The 16105-nt window shown below is 29.0% G+C and carries 11 protein-coding genes; 5 read left to right on the top strand and 6 right to left on the bottom strand.

The window, feature by feature from the left end; all coding sequences use genetic code 11:
• The first annotated feature begins 80 nt into the window (after positions 1–80).
• On the top strand, positions 81–1640 hold the full coding sequence (locus IPH62_04590) for a T9SS type A sorting domain-containing protein (GenBank protein MBK7104540.1): 1560 nt from the start codon (positions 81–83) through the stop codon (positions 1638–1640).
• 81 nt (positions 1641–1721) lie between these two features.
• Here IPH62_04590 and IPH62_04585 read toward each other — a convergent pair whose 3' ends face one another.
• The 3 genes from IPH62_04585 to IPH62_04575 form a co-directional block, all read right to left on the bottom strand.
• Positions 1722–3212, bottom strand: a complete 1491-nt coding sequence (locus IPH62_04585; protein ID MBK7104539.1) for an OmpA family protein — start codon at positions 3210–3212, stop codon at positions 1722–1724.
• Between the two features lie 129 nt (positions 3213–3341).
• A complete protein-coding gene (locus IPH62_04580) occupies positions 3342–4766 on the bottom strand; it encodes a sigma-54-dependent Fis family transcriptional regulator (GenBank protein MBK7104538.1) in 1425 nt (474 codons plus the stop codon).
• A 2-nt stretch (positions 4767–4768) separates the two neighbouring features.
• Entirely contained in the window at positions 4769–6436 is a 1668-nt protein-coding gene (locus IPH62_04575) for a PAS domain S-box protein (GenBank protein MBK7104537.1), read from the bottom strand.
• Between the two features lie 171 nt (positions 6437–6607).
• On the opposite strand from IPH62_04575, the gene IPH62_04570 reads away from it, so the two are divergent.
• Positions 6608–8653: a polysaccharide biosynthesis tyrosine autokinase gene (locus IPH62_04570; protein ID MBK7104536.1), complete on the top strand. Its 2046-nt coding sequence runs from the start codon at positions 6608–6610 to the stop codon at positions 8651–8653.
• A 74-nt stretch (positions 8654–8727) separates the two neighbouring features.
• On the top strand, positions 8728–10389 hold the full coding sequence (locus IPH62_04565; GenBank protein MBK7104535.1) for an undecaprenyl/decaprenyl-phosphate alpha-N-acetylglucosaminyl 1-phosphate transferase: 1662 nt from the start codon (positions 8728–8730) through the stop codon (positions 10387–10389).
• A gap of 4 nt (positions 10390–10393) precedes the next feature.
• Here the strand turns inward: IPH62_04565 and IPH62_04560 are convergent, their stop codons facing one another.
• Complete coding sequence (locus IPH62_04560; protein ID MBK7104534.1) at positions 10394–10567, bottom strand: hypothetical protein; 174 nt, start codon at positions 10565–10567, stop codon at positions 10394–10396.
• 261 nt (positions 10568–10828) lie between these two features.
• Here IPH62_04560 and IPH62_04555 point away from each other — a divergent pair, with 261 nt between their 5' ends.
• Both IPH62_04555 and IPH62_04550 read left to right on the top strand, forming a co-directional pair.
• A complete protein-coding gene (locus IPH62_04555) occupies positions 10829–13456 on the top strand; it encodes a valine--tRNA ligase (protein ID MBK7104533.1) in 2628 nt (875 codons plus the stop codon).
• A 213-nt stretch (positions 13457–13669) separates the two neighbouring features.
• Positions 13670–14266, top strand: a complete 597-nt coding sequence (locus IPH62_04550; GenBank protein ID MBK7104532.1) for a TetR/AcrR family transcriptional regulator — start codon at positions 13670–13672, stop codon at positions 14264–14266.
• A 93-nt stretch (positions 14267–14359) separates the two neighbouring features.
• Here IPH62_04550 and IPH62_04545 read toward each other — a convergent pair whose 3' ends face one another.
• Complete coding sequence (locus IPH62_04545; protein MBK7104531.1) at positions 14360–14911, bottom strand: hypothetical protein; 552 nt, start codon at positions 14909–14911, stop codon at positions 14360–14362.
• Between the two features lie 48 nt (positions 14912–14959).
• On the bottom strand, positions 14960–16021 hold the full coding sequence (locus tag IPH62_04540; protein ID MBK7104530.1) for a PorV/PorQ family protein: 1062 nt from the start codon (positions 16019–16021) through the stop codon (positions 14960–14962).
• Between the last annotated feature and the right edge of the window lie 84 nt (positions 16022–16105).

Genomic DNA, 16105 nt, shown 5'->3' with positions numbered 1-16105 from the left:
CCATCTTAAAGTAAGCAAATAGCTTTTTTATTTGCACTAGTAATATAATAATTGGGTGTAAAATTAAAAATGGAGAAAAAATGAAGCCTTTAAAAATATTTTTGAGTGGTTTAATTATTTTTTTAAGTTCTATTAACTTACTTGGTGCTAGTATAACAGTTAGTGGTCCAACCTCAGCCACTATGGATCCTGGAACAAATACTAAAACTGTTAGATTTAATATTTCATATTCACCAGGTGGTACACCTTGGACTTCTAGTTTACATTATAAAATTGATGGCGGAAACAGAATTCCATCAAACCCCGATGGTAGCGGTGCAAATAATCCAGCTTATGTTGATATAACACTAAGCCAAGGAAATCATACAATTACTTTTGAATGGTTAGCTTGGGACTGGGCTCATTCACAATGGTACTACGCCGATACTAAAACGAAAAATGTTACAATAAACTTTAAAGTCTTTGCAAAAAACAATTTTGGCAGTGGAAGTGTAAAAGTTGATGGGGCTTCTCAAACATCTGGTTTTTATAAATTAGTTAAAGGAGGTGATAATATTGGACTTGAAGCTATTGAACAATATTATAACAGTTATAATTATATTTGGAATACTTCAGGTACAAATAATAGTGATTGGGGTAGAATTCCATATCAAAGCACAAGAAGTCCATTTTCTTCTAATAGAGTTTCAACATATTCTGTAATTTCATCAGATAATAATACAACATTGGAAGCCGGTTTGCGTAAAATATGCAATATTAACTTTGCAAATAGTTTTGTTGGAATAAGTTATACCAGCACAATAAAGGTAAATGGTACAAACTACAATTCGCCAACCTCTAATTTTGGAGTTGTAGAGCAAAACGCAATTAGTGTAACAGCAACAAATTATTTAGTACAAAATTATATTGGTTATTTGTTTGATCATTGGAGTGTTGATGGGAATACGAATGCGGGAAGAACTATTTATCCGAATTCACACAATTCTTATATTGCCTATTATGTTGGCAGACCAGTAAATTCACAAAGAAATTTACATTTTAATACATCCGATCCGATAGGTACACCGGTAAAAGTAATGTGGAATCAGCATCCCAATAGTTATGTTTCAAAATATGAAATATGGAGAAAAATTACTGCTTCTGGAACACCAAGTAAAATTGCAACAATAAATCGCACAAGTGCATCAACATATACCTATACCGATAATGAAATAGGGATTAGCAACATAAATGATAAAAATCATGTGGTACTATATGATGTAAAATCTTATTATTCATTAGAAGGGACATTGAGCCCAGATGATTATTATGCTTTATATGGCGAATTATTAGCAAAGGATAATCCATACTATGCTGAAACAACAACGGAAAATACAATTTTAGAAAATTCAATAAAATCATATCCAAATCCATTTAATCCAACATCAACAATAAATTATACAATAAAAGAAATAGGAAATGTTAATATTACAATATATGATGCATTAGGCAGAAAAGTAAAAGAATTAGTAAATGAATTAAAAACACCGGGAAGTTATGAAGTAAAATTTGACGGCTCTAATCTTGCAAGCGGAATATACATTTACACGATGAAAGTAAATAACTTTTTCTCAAGCAAGAAAATGATTTTAACAAAATAAAAGTTTAACTAAAAAGATGCCGTCTTTTTAAAAGATGGCATATTTATAAAGTTGGTTAATAAAATGTGTGTTTTTGAAAAACTATCTCATCCTCTTAATTACAACTCGGCGGTTTTTTTCTCTTCCGAAAGCGGTTGAATTTGATGAAATAGGGAATTGATCGCCTAAGCCGACAGATTCAAGGGAATTTTGTGAAATTCCTTTTGAAACTAAATAATCTAAAACTGCATTTGCTCTGGCTGTGGATAAAGCTTTAACTTCAAATGGAGTTCCCGAATTATCCATGTGTCCTTCAACTCTCCATTTTAAACTTGGATTGCTCTTTATTTGTTCGGCAATTTGATTAAGTGCGCTATATGCGCTGTTTTTAATATTCGATGAACCATTAACAAATGTACTTTTTCCATCAAGAATAAATTCACTTGGAATTAGTGATTTATTTCCAACTTGCGGAATTTCGACTTTTTGTTCTGTTTCTTGTTTTGGTTTTTCTTCTTTCGGTTCTTCAATTATTTTAACTTTCGGTAATGAATCCGGACAGCCGTCATTATCTTCAAAACTGTTATATGTTTCGGGAGTTTGCGGACATTTATCTAAAACATCTAAAATTCCATCGTTATCATTATCCAAATCCGGACAACCATCTTCATCTTCAAAACCATCAAAATCTTCTTTACTATCTGCACATTTATCATTTATATCTAAAATTCCGTCGTTATCATTATCTAAATCCGGACAACCATCTTTATCTTCAAAACCATCAAAATCTTCCGGTTCGTTTGTGCAGCTATCTTTTGAATCAATTAATCCATCGCTGTCATTATCAAATTCCGGACAACCATCGTTATCAGCATAACCATCAAAATCTTCTGCTTGATAAGGACAATTATCATCACTGTCAATTATTCCATCATTGTCTTTATCGTTTGTTTCAGATAAATCAATTGCGTAAGAAATTCCAAAATTAAATGTCGAAAAATAATCGTTATTGGTTTTATTTATGTGTAAACCATCAACGTGATCGGCATTTACAAAATTTAAACCTACACTTGCGTTAAGCGAAATTAATTCCGAAACAACATATCTAAAACCAACTTCGGTCAGAAAATTTATTGTAGAGCGATTTGTAATTAACTTAATATCCGGATTTTGCGGATTTGAATATTGATCTGTGTTTATCCACATTGTTTGAATTTCCAGAGCAGCAAAAGGAACAAAGTTTCGGGTTAAACTATAATTTAATGATGCTCCAAAACCTAAAGAAATTAAAGCGCTTTCAAAATCTGAAGGAGCGTAAGTTTTAATTCCATTTCCGTTAACAACGGAAATTCCACCGGAAATATGTAATCCGAATGAAAGAGCTGATCGTGAATCTAAAAAGTAGGCAATTTCGCCTTTTCCCAAATATCCAAAATCTGATTGCGGATAATCTGTTTCACCTTTTGTAAGTCCGGTTCCCAAACTTAAAGTTATTTTATTTGAATAAGGATTATAAGTGCCAAACTCACTTTGTGCTAAAATTATTGTGCTAAACAAAATAGTAAATAAAAATTGACAAAATATTTTGATCATTAAAAATCCTTAAAATTTCTAACTGTATAATTATGAGAAATATATTTTACAATTAGTATAATAAAATTAAATTTTGCAATACAAATTACTAATATTTCTTATTTTGATACACAGTTTTTTTTGCTAAAACTAAATATTTTCTTGAGAGTCTTTTTCTTGAATTACGCGTCGGTTTAGTGCTTGTCTTGTAACACCAAGCAATTTAGCGGCAATACTTTGATTATTTTTGGTTCTTGATAAAGCTTCTTGAACTAACATATTTTGCACTTCTTTTAAGGTTGGAAGTTTATCACCAAAAGTTACTTTTGAATTTATATTATTTACAACGTCAGAAATTACAAAATCGTTTCCGGGAGAAATTAGTTCTTTAAACGAACTTAAAGACATAATTTTTGATTTGTGTCGGCTTACAGCATCAAAAACCATTGATTTTAATTCTCTAATATTTCCCGGAAAATTATATGTAGAAAGTAAAGTATATAATTCTTGTGGAACCGTTGGTTTTCTTTTGTTAAAACTAATTGATGCAGATTCTAAAAAATGATCAACCAATGCCGGAAGATCTTCTAATCTTTCTCTTAAAGGAATTGGAGTTATATGATGAACATTTAATCTGTAGAATAAATCTTTTCTAAATGTTCCATCATTAACCATTGCAACTAAATTTTTATTTGTTGCAAGAATTATTAACGCATCTGTAAATTTTGGATTATCAGAACCAAGAGGATAAAATTCTTTTTCTTGTAAAAGTCGTAATAATTTTACTTGTGATTGAAAACTCAAATCGCCGATTTCATCTAAGAAAATTGTTCCGCCGGAAGCTTTTTCAATTTGACCTTTTCTATCTTCGTTTGCGTTTGTAAATGCGCCGCGTTTATGTCCGAACAAAGTATCGGAAAACATTTGATCATCCAAACCGGCAATATTTGTCGTTACAAAATTTCCGGATCTTCCGCTTAATTTGTGTAAAGCTTTTGCAATTAATTCTTTTCCAACGCCGGTTTCGCCGGTAATTAAAATTGGTTCCGATGTTATTGCAATTGCTTCCATGTAATTAAACATGGATTTCATTTTTATATTATTTGTTTTAATCTCTTCAAATGCTTCGGGATTTTCTAAAGTGTTTGCAATAATTTTGCTTTTTAGCGAAAGATTTTCTTCACGAAGTTTTTTAATATTTAAAGCATTATTTACAACATTTATTAGCTTAGTATTTTCAACCGGTTTTACGATATAATCAAATGCGCCAAGTTTCATACATTTAATTGCGGTTTCAATTTCCGTATCACCGGTAACAACAATAATTGGAATTTCCGGAAAGTTTGGAGCAATTTTTTCAATTAATTCTTCGCCGCGAATATAAGGCATTGTTAAATCCAATAGAACTAAGGAAATCTGATTGTTATTAACAAATTCCTCAACAACTCTGCCGTCGCTGAATAATACGGAATTATTAATTCCAGCTTCGCTTAATGTTAAATCAAACGAGTGAAGCAAATGAACTTCATCATCAACAATTATTAAAGGTTTTTGTGGATTTTTGAAATTTGCCATAATTAATTTTTATTTTCTATTAAAGGAATTTTTACAACTGCAATAGTTCCTTTATTTGGTTCTGAATTAAATTCTAACGAGCCATTATGCTGCACAATTATTTTTGATGTAATTGATAAACCCAAACCGGTTCCGCCGCCGTTTCTTTTCGTTGTATAAAAAGGATCGGTAATTTTTTGGATAATTGCCGGCTCAATTCCTTTTCCTTCATCTTCAATTTTTATTATCGCATATTTTGAATCTTTTTTGATATTTATTGAAACTGATTGTTTTCTATCGGTAAGCGATTGACAGCTATTTTCAATTAAATTTATCATAACTTGCTCTAATTTTTGTTTGCTGCCTTTTACAAAAATTGGTTCATCAGAAAAATTAATTTTGAATGAATCTGTTGATTTGGAAATTAAATTTGCGGTTAAACCGGATGCGGTTTTTATAACATTGTTTAACTCAACATCTTGGTCAAATTTGGAAATATCTTTTCGTACGAAACTTTTTAAATCTTCCACAATACTTTTAATTCTTTGCGAGCCGTCATGAATTCCGGAAAGTAAAAGCGGCATACTATTTTTAACTTTTGAATAAGTTAAATTATCACCCAAATAAAAATCTCCGTTTTCTTCAAAGTATTTTTCAAGAATTGGAAGTGTGTTCGTCCAAATTTTTTCAATCAATGGAATGTTTAATAAAACAAAATTATTAGGATTATTAATTTCGTGAGCAACTCCGGAAACTAAAGTTCCGAGCGCAATCATTTTATCTGCTTGCATTAATTGCTCAAGCTGAAGTTTGGATTCTTCTTCAGCTAATTTTTTTTCAGTAACATCTAAAATTACACCTTGCAAATGTGTAACAGAATTTTGGTCTTCCAATCTAACATAACTAAAAGAATCAACCCATCTAACTTCACCGGTTTTTGTTAAAATTCTAAAATGCTGTTTTAATCTTTCCTTGCCGTTTTTAATTATTTCTTTTATTTCATTTATTACGGTTTCTTTATCGGTTGGAAAAATAATATCTGAAAAAGTTAGATTACGCGAATAAAAATCGGAAGGAGTATAACCGAATTGTTTAATATTTTCGGTGACAAATTCTACTGATCTTTCATCATTTGCAGACCATAAAAATCCTATTGCCGGACTTTGATTAAAAATATAAGCTAATTCTTCATATTTTATATATGATTCATTTAACGCAAAATCAATTTTTTTCTGAATTGTAATATCATATTTTGTTGCAACATAATGAGTAATTTTATTGTTTTTATTCAGAATAGGCGTAATTACAGATTTTTCATGATAAACAGTTCCATCTTTTTTCTTGTTGATTATTTCACCTTTCCAAACATTTCCGGATGAAATTGTGGACCACATTTTTTTATAATATTTTGAATTGTGTTCGCCCGATTTTAAGATTCGCGGATTTTTATTAATTACTTCATTGTATGAATATCCGGTTGTTTCCAAAAAAGCATTATTCACCCAAATTATTTTTCCGGTTTCATCTGTAATTAATGTAGAAATTGATGAAGAATTTAAAATATCTCCGTAAAGATTAATGATTTTATTCTGCTCTTTTATTTCGTATTGAAGATCTTCAATTTGAGTTTTCAAATCATTAATTTCATATTTAGGAGAATTTAAAATTTTGGATTTATTTTCTATATTCACTTAAAAATGTTTTCTTTTTTTTAATAATCGAATTTAATTGCTCTTTTTTAAGAATTTGGAAATGTGATAAATATTACATAAACTGATATTAAATTGTTAATTTTAATAATCAATTATATTTTTCTATTTATTTGAAACGTAATTTAAAATTCACAATTCAAAAGAAAGCTCATGGAACTAAATTCGCTGCAAAAGACAATTTCATCAAACATTCATCTTAAAAGACGATTAGCTTTACTTCAAAAAAAGAAATGGAATATTTTAGTACTTTTTTTAGGAGGCGGTTTTCTTGCTGCGTTAGTTTCTTTTTTTATGCCAAAAGAATATCAATCAAACTCAACAATAATTTTTAAGTACAATTCAGTAAACAATAATTTGTTAAATAATCCGGGTTCGTTAAGCAATGAAATTTCACTGCTTAATTCGGATATTCTTTATGAAAATGCACAGAATTCACTTACAATTCAAGGTATAAATATTAATCTAAATGAATTGAAAAATTCAACAGAAGTTGATGAAGAAAATTTATCTACCGGATTTGAAATTAATTCAGTTAGTGATGAAGCCGAAAAATCTGCTCAAATTGCAAATGCCGTTGCAACAAGTTTTAGTGAAGAATGTATTTTAAATGATAAAAGTTCTTATCTGTTTTTACTTAAATCACTTTCCGATAGAGAAAAAATTTTACAAAACGAATTAAAATCTTCGCAGCTTACTTCAAATCCATTATCTGCTTCAGACGATTTAACCGTAACTCAGATTTCTGAATTTGAATCAGAGTTAGAAGGTGCAGATTTGGAAAATCAGTATTTTCAAATGCAGAAAACTAAAATCAGTCAAGTTCTTGAAAATAGATTTCCGCAAATTATTACTGATGTTACAAATATTAATAATTCTTCATTTTTAGATTTGAAACAAAAAATTGAAATAATTGAAATTCAAAATTATGTTGATCCGGTTTTACAAAAATTAAGAGGATTTGATTTTTCATATCCTTGGGATCCATCAGATTATGATGCAAAACAATTAGAGAATTATAAATCAAACTTTAATTCTTTATTGAGCTCAACTTTGGATGATATTATTGAAAAAAATAATATTAAGGACGGAGAATTTTTAAAAAGAATTACATCAAAATTTTACGAAAAGGAAATTAAATTAAACGCAATTGGACAAGTACAATCAATAATATTTGAAATTATGACTTCGCTTGAAGAAAAATTTAATTTAATTCCGTTTGAAATGATTGAATCTGCAAGAAAATTAAGGGGAAAACGTTTTACAAATAATCTTAATATTAAAATAAAAAATAAAATAGAAAATCTAAAATCGACCGAAAGCAAGTATTACGCAGAAATTGAATCAATTAGAAAAGCTGAAGTTCCAGAAGATTATGTAAGTCCAAATATTGCAAAAAATATATTTTTAGGATTACTTTTTGGTTTAATTGCGGCAATTATTTTTGTTTTAAGAGGTAAAACTCAAGATATTGATATTGTAAATTCTGCTCAAGAAATTGAAGATTCCGGATATAAAATTATTGCCCAGTTTGATCATTTAGAAACTACAGAACCGGTAATTATAGATTTAGTAAATCAAAATGAAGAAGAATTTCATCATGGAAAATTGGCGCATTCTTTGGCGAATATTCAGGCATATTTTAAATATGGTAATCTTGAAAGACCATTAAAAACAATTTTAGTTACAAGTAATAATGCAGAAGAAGGCAAAAGCATTGTTGCTGCCAATATTGCTGTATTTTTAGCAAACAATAACAATAGAGTTTTGTTAGTTGATGCTGATTTAATAAAACCTGACCAAAGCAAAATCTTTAAAATTAAATCTACTCCGTCTTTAGCACATTATTTGTTTAGAAAAAAGGAATTGGATGAAATTATTAGAAATACACATTTAAAAAATTTAGACATAATTACTTGTATAGAATTTCCTCAAAATCCATCAGTAATAATTACTTCAGAAAGGATGAAAAGTTTTATGGATCTTGTTAAAGATATGTACGATTTTGTTATTTATGATTCTGCATCATTATGTTCGCTTAAAGAAATAACATTTGTAGGTCAAAATGTTGATGAAACAATTTTAGTTGTTAGAGCAAACAAAACTAAATTTTCCGAAATTGCTGATTCTCAATTGTTATTAGCAGAAAACGGAATTTCTAATTTTGATATTATACTAAATGATGTTTACGTGAATTAAATCATAGTTTAATTATTAACATTTCATATTTTTATAATATTAAACCAATTAGTAACTTAAGAATTTAAACTTATATGACCTATTTGCTTGTATTTTTTACAAGTTTGATAACGACAATATTTTTGACTCCATTCTTAATAGATTTTTTAAGAAGAACAAAAATTGTTGATGTTCCCGGCGGGCGGAAAATCCATACGGAAGTTATTCCGCGTATGGGTGGACTAATTATCTTCTTTATGGTTTTAGTAATGCTAAATGCATTTGTCGATGATTTTGAATCCATTAAATTAATTTTAATTGCATCAACTATTTTAGTTTTTTCCGGAATTGTTGATGATGTTATGGGTTTAGAAAACTTTATTAAATTTATTGTTCAAAACATTTCAGGCGTAATTTTAATTTATTATTTAGAAAAACATTACACACAAGTTTCATTATTCGGAATTTTTATTCCCCAACCATTTGATTATTTAATTTTACTCGTTTTCATAATTGGAACAATAAACTCAATTAATTTTCTTGATGGATTAGATGGCTTAGCAAGCGGATTTTCTCTTTTAATTTTTACTGTTCTTTTAATTTTGGCAATTAGGAAAGAAGATGTTTTACTAATTCTAATTTTAGTAAGTTTGTTAGGAAGTACGTTAGGATTTTTAAGATTTAACGCATTTCCGGCGCATATATTTTTAGGCGATACAGGTTCACTTGTACTTGGGTTTTTCTTAATACTTTTAACTTCGCTGATTTCTATAAGTTATCATAATTCTGTTTTGGATTTAACATTTGTTTTAATTTTACTTGCCGTTCCTTTAGTTGATACAATAAAAGTATTTTTTATAAGAATTTTTAATAGAAAAGATCCGTTTTCCGGCGATACAAATCATCAGCATCACATAATTAAAAACACAATTGTAAGTCATGAAGCAACTGTATTTTTAATTGAGATATTTTCAATCGGATTTATTTTTATAGCTCTAATATATTTGAAAGATTATAGATTGGAAGCAACAATTGTTTTCTTAATTGCTACAATTGGACTTTTAGCATTTCCAACAATTCTAAAAAAGTTTAACATCGCAGAATCAATAAACAAGATTTTAATAAACGCACATGATTTACCTATTAAAAATCTCTTTAAACTTATTAAAGTTTTACTTTTACTTTCCGGAATTTTAATGCTGGTAATTTCGCTGTTTTTATTTTCCGTAAAATCAACTTTAACACAAAGAGAATTAATTTTTCTTTTTGTGATGACAATAATTCTTTTAGTAATTGCTTTATTTCAATCAAAGAAAATTTCATCAATTGGAGAAATAAATGTTTTTTTGAACTTTGCAATATTTTTTATCATTTCAAAACTAAGTTTACCAATTGTATTCGGAGATCAAGTAACAACGCAGGTAATTTATACGGTTGTAAATATTGCATTTTATGCTTTATCGGCTTTACTTGCAATAATTATTTTGTTTAGATGGAAAGTTCTTATGACGAAGAAATTATTTTTTACGGGTATTGATTTAACGATGATTGTATTTATGCTGCTTACATTTTTGGTAAATAATATGATGAAATTTGATTTGAATTATTTTTTGAGTATAAGCCTTCTTGAATCATTTATATTTTATATTTGGTATAAACTTGTTGTTGATCTAAATAAAAATTACACCTTTAGTTTAACTCTCATTTCCTTTTTGTTACCTATCGGATTTTTAGTAACACTTTTGTTAAACACATAATTTCTTAAACGAATAAAGATGTTAACAAAATTGTAACTGCTGCAAAATAAACTAATCCCAAATTATATTTTATTTTATTTATTCTTAAAAGTCCATCTTCAAAAGTTTCTGATTTCATTTCTGAAATTTCAGTTACTTTGTAAAAATCTGAAATACTTGATAATGCTTTTGCTTTCATTAAATTACTCCTAAATTTTAGTTTACTATCGGTACATTATTTAAGTAGTTAAGTATTTTTTAAAGGAATAATTGTTGCATTTGACTCAAAAGTGAGAATTCGCAAAAAATTATCAATATATTTTATCAATATGAGACAAATTGTTTTTAGAATTGTTAACAATGATCAATTTTTAATAAAATCAGCGAAATGAAAAAAGTAATATGAATTATAACTATATTTCCACCTCAATTTTATTTATTCATAAAAAATCAGAAATACATGAAAGAATATCCCAAAACCTATAATCCAAATGAAGTTGAAGACAAATGGTATAAATATTGGGAAGAAAATTCGCTTTTTTCTTCACAAATAGATAATAATAAAATACCTTATACAATTGTAATTCCGCCGCCAAATATTACCGGAATATTAACAATGGGTCACATTTTGAATAACACAATTCAAGACGTTTACATTCGTTACAAAAGAATGAAAGGATTTAATGCACTTTGGGTTCCGGGAACTGATCACGCATCAATTGCAACGGAAACAAAAGTTGTAAAATATCTTAAAGATCAAGGAATTGATAAGGAAGAAATTGGTCGCGATGAATTTCTTAAACATTGTTACATTTGGAAAGAAAAATACGGCGGAATAATCACAAAACAATTGCGCAAACTTGGTGTAAGCTGTGATTGGAGCCGAGAACGTTTTACAATGGATAATCATTATTATAAAAAGGTAATTGAAGCATTTGTTAAACTTTACAGAGAAGGATTGATTTATCGCGGATACCGAATGGTAAATTGGTGTCCGGCTTCAAAATCTGCAATTTCAGATGAAGAAGTAATTTACAAAAGCAGCAACGGAAATCTTTGGTATTTCAAATATCCAATTGTTGATTCAAATGAATTTTTAATTGTTGCAACAACACGACCAGAAACAATGCTTGGCGATACTGGAATTGCGGTAAATCCAAATGATGAAAGGTTTAAAAATCTAATTGGTAAAAAAGTTTTGCTTCCAATTGTAAATAGAGAAATTCCAATTTTCGGTGATGAATATGTAGATATGGAATTTGGAACCGGCGCAGTAAAAGTAACTCCCGCGCACGATATTAATGATTATGAAATGGCAAAAAGACACAATCTGCAAATGATAAATATTTTTAATGAAGATGCTTCAACAAATGAAAATGTTCCGGAAGAATTTAGAAATAAAGACAGATTTGTTGTACGAAAATTAGTAATTGCAGAAATTGAAAAACTTGGACTTTTAGAAAAAGTTGAAGATTATACAAATAATGTTGGATACTCGGAAAGAGGCGGAGTGCCGATTGAGCCATATTTGAGCGAACAATGGTTTTTAAAAATGGATGCATTTGCAGAATCTGCATTGCAAGTTGTGAAAGATGAGAAAGTTAAATTTCATCCAAGCCATTGGGTAAAAACTTATGAACATTGGATGGAAAATATTCGCGATTGGTGTATTTCGCGCCAGCTTTGGTGGGGACATAGAATTCCGGTTTGGTATCACAAATCCTCAAAAGAAATTTATTGCGATGTAAATCCGCCGGAAGATTTGGAAAATTGGCATCAAGATGAAGATGTTCTTGATACTTGGGCATCAAGCTGGCTTTGGGCTCAAGACGTTTTCACTTCCGAAGATGAACAAAAATATTATTATCCAACTGATTTATTAGTTACTGGTCCGGATATTATTTTCTTTTGGGTTGCGCGAATGATTATGGCCGGAATGAAATTTATGAATGATATTCCGTTTAAAAATGTTTATTTCACAAGTATAATTAGAGATTTGCAAGGAAGAAAAATGAGCAAATCGCTCGGTAATTCGCCGGATCCGCTTGATGTAATTTCTGAATACGGCGCTGACGCTTTGAGATTTACAATAAATTATATTGCTCCACTCGGACAAGATGTTTTATTCAGCACAGAAAAAGTTGAACTTGGAAGAAACTTTGCAAATAAAATTTGGAATGCCGGAAGATTTCTATTAATGAACCTTGCCTACCGGCAGGCAGGCTCAGAACAAATTAAATTAGATGAAAATTTAATTGATAAACACGTTGATTTTGTTGATGAATGGATTGATTCGAAATTTCAAAATGCGATAAAAAATTATGAAACAGCTTTAGATAAATTTGAAATTAATTCTGCATCAAAAATTTTATATAGTTATGTGTGGAATGATTTCTGCGATTGGTACGTTGAATTAATTAAAAACAAACTTTATTCGCAAAATGAAGAAATAAAATCTGCTGCAATAACAAGAGCAATAAAATTATTTGAAGAAATGTTGAAAATGATTCATCCATTTATGCCTTATATTTCTGAGGAAATTTGGAATTTAATTTCAGAAAGAAAAGAAGGAGAAAGTATTTCTATTTCTGAATTTCCAAAATTTGATTCTTCTAAAATTTCAACAGTTGCTGAAGATAAAATGGAATTCACTCAAAATATTATAACAAGTATTAGAAATATTCGCGGCGAAATGAATATTGCTCCATCGAAGAAAATTTCCGCATTATTGAAAACCGAAAATTTATTAGATGACCAAATAATCTATATAAAATCGCTTGGCAGAATTGATGAAATTAAATTCGGAAATAACATTGAAAAACCAAAAGCAATAGCTTCTTCCGTAATTAAAAATTGTGAAATTTATATTCCGTTGGAAGGAATAATTGATTTAAATGTTGAGCGAGAAAGATTGCAGAAAGAAATTCAGCGTTTGGAAGGTGCATTGATAGGAGTTTCTAAAAAGTTAGGAAATGAAAAATTTGTTAATAGTGCGCCCAAAGAAATTGTTGAAAAAGAATTAACTAAAAAAAGTGATTGGGAAAATTCGTTAATAAAATTAAAAACTTTACTTTCTGATTTATCCTAAATTTTAATAAGATGGCATCTTTTGAAAAGATGACATCTTTTAAGAGATTCTGAAAAGATCCCATCTTAAAAAAAGATGTGATCTTGTTTTTTTAACTTTGTGTAACTCTGTGTTCTTTGTGGTGATTTTTTTTCGTAAAATTTCTTGGAGAAAAACATTTTTCATTTTACTTAAATTTTATATATTAACAAACGTTCATAATTTGAGGTTATGATGGAAACAGTTGTTAATACAAAATCGCAAATTCTTGAAGTATCTTTAAAACTCTTTTCGGAAAAAAGTTATCACGGCGCATCAATTAGGGAAATTGCAAAAGCTGTAAATATTAGAGAAAGTGCAATTTATAATCATTTTAAATCAAAAGAAGAAATACTTTCCGAAATTGTTAAAAATTTTAGCAATAGGAATTTTGGCTCAATAATTCTTACCGACTCACTAATTAATCAAATATCAAAACCGCAGAAATTTTTTCTATTACTTTCCCAAAATATTATAAATTTTTGGGATTCCGCAAATGAACGAATGTTCATAAAAATTTTATTGAATTTGAATAGCGTAAATTCCGAAGCAAATTTTTACACAATTGATAATTATTTAAGTGATTTCAGAAAATTATGTTCGTTTATTTTTAAGGAAATGATAAATCATAAATTTCTTAAGAATATTGATTTAGAACTTTTGAGTAACCAATTTTTAAGCCCGCTTTTTTTAATTGAGTTAAAAAAAATTAATTCCGCAAATCAATATTACAATTTCAAAACGGAATTGGAATTACACTCAGAATTTATTTGGGAAGCGGTGAAGAAGTGAAAATGTAAAAACGTTGAAAAGTTAAAACGAAAAATGTAAAAAAAGAAAAAAGAAAGACTTTAAAAACTTCTAATTTTTGATTAATGTGTTCTATTAAAATTTTGCGGAAGAAATTACCAATTCTTGCAATTCAATTAATTCTTCAATTTCATTTTCGGTCGGTTTATAATCATTCCCAAAATATGCAAGCGATTTATAATAAACATTATCTTTACCAAAAATTACTGAATTATAACTTTTCTCATCAATTTTGTAAGAAATTTGAGATGTAAGAAAATCATCAATTTCGATCAAAGTGTAATTATTTTCGGAATCGAAATCCGCACCGTTTGTTTTGATATTTTCAAGATTAAATTTTGATAGTAGTTCAATTTTATCTTCTTCATCAATTTCTTCATTTATTGTAAGAGGAATAAACCCAATTACAGCATTGTTTTCCGGACTAACAAGCCAAATATCAAAAATGGTTTCTGAATTATCTGAAATATTTTTCCATTGAATAGGAATATTTACCAAAAGATTTTTTGATTGCGAAACGGCAATATTTTCATCAAGTTCATCGGGAATTTCAATTTTCGTAATTTCATCGGAGCTTGAACATGCAGAAATTATAATTATGAGGATTATAAAAAGATATTTTTTCATTCGCAAAGTTAAGAATTTCTGTAAAATGATTTAATCAAAATTTTAAGATTATTCAGATTTTCTTAAAAATTTCGGTTCTTCAATTGTAAGAATTAAAGAAATGCGGTGTGTTTCGGGAAGACTATTAATTTTTGATTCATTAAAAGTTGCAAATGTGTAATCAATATTTAATTTAGGAAGTTTAACTCCGGCGCCGATTGTAAATTGTTTTACATCATTATATCCGCCGCGCAACGCAACAATATTTTTGAAATTATATTCCATTCCGATTCGTGGATCAAAACTAACCGGACCTAAATTAAACACCGAAGCTGTTTGTCGGTTTTCAAACCTTATATCTAAATCCAAAGCGGGAGTAATTGCACCGCCAAGAAAATTAAATTTATAAGCTGTTCCAATTTTTGCGGTTGGAGAAATTAATTCATTTCTTCCCGTATCCCAAGCTAATAAAGTTGTTGTAACATCCATAAAATTTGCACCGAGCGAAAAATTTTCATAAGGCATATAAACTGCGCCAACGTCAAAGCCAATTCCCGTTGCAGCAAACTCCGCAATATCTCTTCTAATAAATTTTACGTTTGCACCCCAATAAAATTTTTCCGAATGTCTTTTTGCAAAAGTTAAGAAGAAAGCCCAATCGGTATTGCTGAACTCCGTAATTTTTGTTCTATCCAAACCCCAATTTGGATGAAGCAGTTGCCAATTTGGATCGTTAAAATTTATAACTTCGCCGGTAACTTTATCAACTCCGGCATCTCTTGTATCGTAAATTCCATCAATACTTAAACGGATTGCACTTATTCCAAAACTCATATCTTTTCCGTAAGGAATTGCAACAGCGGCGTAATTATAATTTACGAGACTACCAAAATGTTCTTCGTGCATTAAAGAAATTTGAGGATAATTCATATGTGCTAATCCGGCGGGATTCCAATATCCGGCTGTAATATCATCTGCAACGGCAACACTTGCTCCGCCCATTCCCAAAGCTCTTCCGCCAACTCCAAGCGAGAGAAACTCACCGGAATATTTACCAATTTCTGTTTGGGAAAATATATTTGATGTGATTAAAAAAAATACTAATAAAAATTTATTTTTTGATTTTAGCATAATTTTGTTTTCAAATGTTAAATATTATCGAAACAATTAAGTGAAAAAACAGAAATAAAGAGTCAAAATCAAGGTCAAATATTT

The organism is Ignavibacteriota bacterium (assembly GCA_016708125.1).
Lineage (GTDB): Bacteria > Bacteroidota > Ignavibacteria > Ignavibacteriales > Melioribacteraceae.
This window is presented reverse-complemented; position numbering and strand designations above follow the sequence as displayed.

Coding starts and splice junctions, on each gene's coding strand:
- IPH62_04545 (MBK7104531.1), bottom strand. CDS start 14,911: ATGAAAAAATATCTTTTTATAATCCTCATAATTATAATTTCTGCATGT.
- IPH62_04555 (MBK7104533.1), top strand. CDS start 10,829: ATGAAAGAATATCCCAAAACCTATAATCCAAATGAAGTTGAAGACAAA.
- IPH62_04580 (MBK7104538.1), bottom strand. CDS start 4,766: ATGGCAAATTTCAAAAATCCACAAAAACCTTTAATAATTGTTGATGAT.
- IPH62_04565 (MBK7104535.1), top strand. CDS start 8,728: ATGACCTATTTGCTTGTATTTTTTACAAGTTTGATAACGACAATATTT.
- IPH62_04560 (MBK7104534.1), bottom strand. CDS start 10,567: ATGAAAGCAAAAGCATTATCAAGTATTTCAGATTTTTACAAAGTAACT.
- IPH62_04540 (MBK7104530.1), bottom strand. CDS start 16,021: ATGCTAAAATCAAAAAATAAATTTTTATTAGTATTTTTTTTAATCACA.
- IPH62_04570 (MBK7104536.1), top strand. CDS start 6,608: ATGGAACTAAATTCGCTGCAAAAGACAATTTCATCAAACATTCATCTT.
- IPH62_04550 (MBK7104532.1), top strand. CDS start 13,670: ATGGAAACAGTTGTTAATACAAAATCGCAAATTCTTGAAGTATCTTTA.
- IPH62_04585 (MBK7104539.1), bottom strand. CDS start 3,212: ATGATCAAAATATTTTGTCAATTTTTATTTACTATTTTGTTTAGCACA.
- IPH62_04590 (MBK7104540.1), top strand. CDS start 81: ATGAAGCCTTTAAAAATATTTTTGAGTGGTTTAATTATTTTTTTAAGT.